At 49.9% G+C, this 4,450-nt stretch carries 4 protein-coding genes; all 4 read left to right on the top strand.

The annotated features are described in order from the left end of the window. A partial coding sequence (locus tag QVO99_RS00115) for a PP2C family protein-serine/threonine phosphatase (protein ID WP_369678101.1) occupies positions 1 to 1,092 on the top strand: 1,092 nt, incomplete at its 5' end. Positions 1,093 to 1,178: 86 nt separating this feature from the next. Further along, positions 1,179 to 2,603, top strand: coding sequence for a serine/threonine protein kinase (locus QVO99_RS00110; RefSeq protein ID WP_022315547.1), 1,425 nt, complete (start codon positions 1,179 to 1,181; stop codon positions 2,601 to 2,603). Further along, positions 2,600 to 3,271: a BACON domain-containing protein gene (locus tag QVO99_RS00105; protein WP_022315546.1), complete on the top strand. Its 672-nt coding sequence runs from the start codon at positions 2,600 to 2,602 to the stop codon at positions 3,269 to 3,271. Before QVO99_RS00110 ends, QVO99_RS00105 begins: the two co-directional genes overlap by 4 nt. Before the next feature lie 243 nt (positions 3,272 to 3,514). Beyond that, positions 3,515 to 4,240 carry a tetratricopeptide repeat protein gene (locus tag QVO99_RS00100; RefSeq protein WP_022315545.1) on the top strand — a complete coding sequence of 242 codons (726 nt, stop codon included), beginning with the start codon at positions 3,515 to 3,517 and terminating at the stop codon, positions 4,238 to 4,240. Positions 4,241 to 4,450 lie beyond the last annotated feature (210 nt).

The raw sequence follows: 4,450 nt of genomic DNA, 5'->3' as shown, positions 1-4,450 counted from the left end.
GAGGCTCGCGTCTCTCCCCAGTCCAACGTGATATCCAAAAGTCTCGGAAGCAAGACCGACGACAACCCTGATATCGAAGAGATGGGCTATCGCAAGGGCGACCGGTTCATCCTCTGCACTGATGGCGTGTGGGGAAGCATGCCGCACAAGAAGCTGCTGAAATTCTTCGCCGCCAAGGGACAGACAGCAAATGTGGTGGGAAGCATATCGAGCGAAGTGGACAGACTGGGATTCGCCAAGGGCGGACACCACGACAACCACACCATCGCAATAATAGAGATGGACTGCAACTCCAAGCTCCACGACAAGTGGTATAAGATGATGCTGACAGCAATCTGCGGCATTGCTGCCCTGGCGGCCTTCATCATCGGAATATGCCTCTACAGCGGCAGTGCCGGCAATGACACGGCAAGCATCGGCAACACGCCACAGGAATCCGGAAAAGCTCTTCACATCGGCAACGGACCGGCTGCTACACCTTCCCAGACGGATGGCAAAATCACGGAAAACCTGTCGGACAAGAATCTCCTGAAGGATGTCAACGACACCACAAAGAAGAAGGACGAAGCCGCTGACGGAGACAACAAGGGAAATGCCTCTACAGCGGACAACAAGAAGGCAGATGCCGACAAGAAGGCTGATACAGAAAGAAAAGCTAACGTCGACAAGAATGCCGACTCCGACAAGCATCCTGCTGCCGACAAGAATGGCAGCAAGGATAACAAGGATGCCGGAAAGGGAAAGAAGACCGTTGCCTATGGCGACCCTGCCAAATTCAAGACATCTGTCAACCAGGCCCTGACGGCACTCGACAACATGTTGGGATATCACAATGGCAATGAGAAAAAGACCAAGGAGCAGAAGGGACTTCATGCTGACAAGGTGATAAAGGCAATTCAGAACTTAAAGGCTCTATGCGGCAAACAACGGGAACCCGAGGTTAACGGTGTTCTCGCCTATGCCAAGAAGAACAAGACCGCTATGGCTGAAGTGTCGAAGGGCAGCAAGTCATACGGATCGAGCCCTAAAGCCCAGGGCATAATAAAAAAGATAAAGGAAAAATTGGAGAAGATAAAGAATAACACGAAATAAATGCGGCGGCAGGTTAACGCAACGCCTTGCCGACGACAGGAACAGATAATCAACAGAACATTAATAAAGAAACAAAACATAGGATTATGGCAATAATAAAACTTCAAGGTGAAGCTGAAAAGCGAAACCACATTTGTTATCAGTTTAATTCTGAAGAACCGCCTATCGGTGAAGGCGGAATGGGAAAAGTATTCAAGGGAGTCTGCGTCGACGAGCGTACGGGAGTGTCACGCCCAGTAGCCATCAAATTCATGTTCGACGACCTGCCGGCAAATGCCTACGAGAGAGCAAGGCGTGAGGCTGAGATACAGCTGCGCAACGACAACCTCGTGGAGATGCTCGGATTCATAGAGATTAGCGACCGCAACAACGTGGGCGAGGTGGTGACACACTATCATGTGGTCAGCGAACTGCTCACCGGTGTGTCGCTGTCGGATATCCTGAACGGCAAGACACAGGACAGAAACGGACAGGACGTGCCGTTCGCCGTGAAACTGCTCACCGACTACAAGAAGGACCCGGAGCGCTTTGCCAAAGTTGTGGTCATGAACGTGTTGTCGGGACTTATGGCGCTGCATGATGCCGGATATATACACCGCGACATCGACCCTTCGAACATCATGGTGACAACCGACGGACATATCAAGCTCATCGACTTCGGTATCGCCAAGCAGATGAACACGCTGACGACAAGCGACAAGCAGCTCACCGTTGCCGGCAAATTCATGGGAAAACCGGAATATGCCGCTCCTGAGCTGGCTCTCGGCGACATCAGCCACCAGAATCAGACAACTGACATTTATGCCGTCGGCATACTTCTGTATCAGTGTATCGTGGGACACACTCCTTTCGAGGGAGCGCGCCACGAAATACTGCACAAGCAGCTGAAGGAGAAACTGCCGCTGGGCAAGATAAAGGACAAGACACTGAAGAAAATCATTGAGACAGCATGTCAGAAGAACCAGTCGCAGCGCTTCCAGACCTGCGCCCAGATGCGTGTCGCCCTGGAATCCGGCGAAGTGGCTGGCGGCGGAGCTTCAAAGAAGACAATGGTCATCATCGCCGCTGCCGTGGCTGCATTGCTCATCATCGGTGGTGCATTCGCCATCCACACCAACCAGAAGCAGCAGGAGGTGGAGCAGCAGCAGGTTGCCATGGTGCAGAAGCAGAAAGCAGAGCAGAAGACCAAGAATATCGACGACAAGATAACGGCTGCCGACATGCTGGCGCTGAAAGGTCAGGACCGGTCTAAAGACGACTACGAACAGAAGCTCATGGAGGCATATACTTCATACAAGCAACTGGCTGACATGATAGGCAGCGACGGCGACCTGCAGGCAAAGGCTACTGAAGTGCAGACCAAGATGGGCAACGTGGCAAAGGAACTGAAATCCGCCTGCCAGGAACTGTCGAAACAGATTAAGTTGGTGGAAGGCACTGAATATGAGAGCAAATACAGAGAGAGAGTTAATAGATTGAATGACTTCATAAACCAAAATAAGATACAATGAAAAAGATAATCAGACTATGTCTCTGTCTGGCAATGCTTTTCGTTGCCATCGGAGCACATGCGCAGACTGCTGCTGACGGAATTTACAGCAAGGGAATGGCACTGAAGAAACAACGCACCAAAACTTCGCTTACACAGGCTATAGCAAATTTCAGAAAAGCCAAAGGACTTTACGCCACCGAGGCTGGAAAGGACAAATGCGACGCACAGATTGGCGCATGCAACTATCTCTTGAAAAGGATTAACAAGCCGAAACCAAAACCGAAACCTATAACGAAGAATGATGCCCAAAAAACTGTCGTTGAAGAGGTTGCACAGGTTGACAAGCACAAGAACGTGGAGATAAGTCTCTCTGAGGACTACCTTGACTTCAAGTCAAGGATGGAAGGCGGAGCACAGTCTGTCACCGTGACCTGCAACTACGACGACTGGTATATCGAAGACCAACCCAAATGGGTGAAGGCAAGCAAGGCTGGCAATGACAAGATATACGTGGAAGTGGAAGACAACTTAGGCAAAGAGAAGCGCAGCGGTGTGGTTTCCATCAAGTGTGGCGACGTGGATGTCGATCTTGTCATCAACCAGAAGAAGGCCGACATCACACGCAAAGTGAAAGAGGGTGCCGTAAAGGTGTGGAAGAGCCTTTTCGGCGGCAAGAAAGACAAATAATAGAGACACTTATATAGCACCTGTATTTTCCCCCTTGCCGTGGGGAACACATCCCCCTAATGTGGGGTTTTGTTCCCCACGCCAGGGGGATTTTTTCGACCAATGCCTATCGCTATCCCAAATCGGTCATCAGGCGGTTTTGTATTATACGTTTGTGGATTCAATACAGGGCTATATTTTGCCGTTACGCGTTTTTTTATTATTTTTGCGCCAGTAATAAAACCTATCAAAATCCAGACGACAATGAAAAAGACATTCTTGACAATACTCCTGTCCGCAGCCATGGCAATGGGTGCAACGGCACAGAACTCCAAGGAATTCAAAAACGCAATGGCAGATGCTATGGCTGGCAACGTGGAAGCACAATGCTATGTGGGCACCTGCTATATGAATGGCAACGGTGTGGACGAAGACCCTGCCGAAGCCATGAAATGGTTCAGAATGGCATCCGACAAGGGTGACGCCCTGTCTCAGTTCTTACTCGGTTCTCTATATTTCAAGGGAATCGGAGTGGAGCAGAACTACAAGGAGGCTGCACGCTGGTTCCGCAAGTCTGCCACCCAGGGTAACGTTGACTCCCAGTACCAGCTTGCCGTCTGCTATGTTGAAGGCATAGGAGTGGGCAAAGACATGAAAGAGGCTACCCACTGGTATGAGCAGGCAGCAAATCAGGGCGACATACAGGCTACCTACGAGCTCGGCGGATGTTATCTGAATGGTGAAGGAGTGGCACAAGACAAGGAGAAAGGCGTCAGCATGATACGCACGGCAGCAGAAAAAGGTCTTGCCCAGGCACAACGCTGTCTCGGCATCTGCTATCTCAACGGTGATGGCGTGAAAGAAGACAAGGCGCAGGCTAAGGAATGGCTGAAGAAAGCCGAAGCTCAAGGCGACACCATTGCATCCGGCATCTGTCAGGATAACGGTTTCACCATCATCATGCCGGGAGGCAAGAAACAGGACAACTGACGATATTCGAATAACAGGATGGTTAAAGGCGGTATTTGTATGATTTTATGCAAAAGCCGTTAAAGGTCATTAATTTATGGGACTATCAGGTTCTTATTCTTATGGAAATGCTTAAGTTTGCAACTTTCAAAAGGTGAAGTAATGCCGAAAGGTAAACACATAATAAACAATAAGCAAAAGCGTGCAGCTCAATGAGTTGCACGCTTTTTG

Origin of the sequence: Prevotella sp. CAG:592, assembly GCF_000436015.1 — a bacterium.
Classification (GTDB): Bacteria; Bacteroidota; Bacteroidia; order Bacteroidales; family Bacteroidaceae; genus Prevotella; species Prevotella pectinovora.
This window is presented reverse-complemented; position numbering and strand designations above follow the sequence as displayed.

Excerpts from the sequence above, each read along its gene's own strand:
- QVO99_RS00110 (WP_022315547.1), top strand. The coding sequence starts at position 1,179 with ATGGCAATAATAAAACTTCAAGGTGAAGCTGAAAAGCGAAACCACATT.
- QVO99_RS00105 (WP_022315546.1), top strand. The coding sequence starts at position 2,600 with ATGAAAAAGATAATCAGACTATGTCTCTGTCTGGCAATGCTTTTCGTT.
- QVO99_RS00100 (WP_022315545.1), top strand. The coding sequence starts at position 3,515 with ATGAAAAAGACATTCTTGACAATACTCCTGTCCGCAGCCATGGCAATG.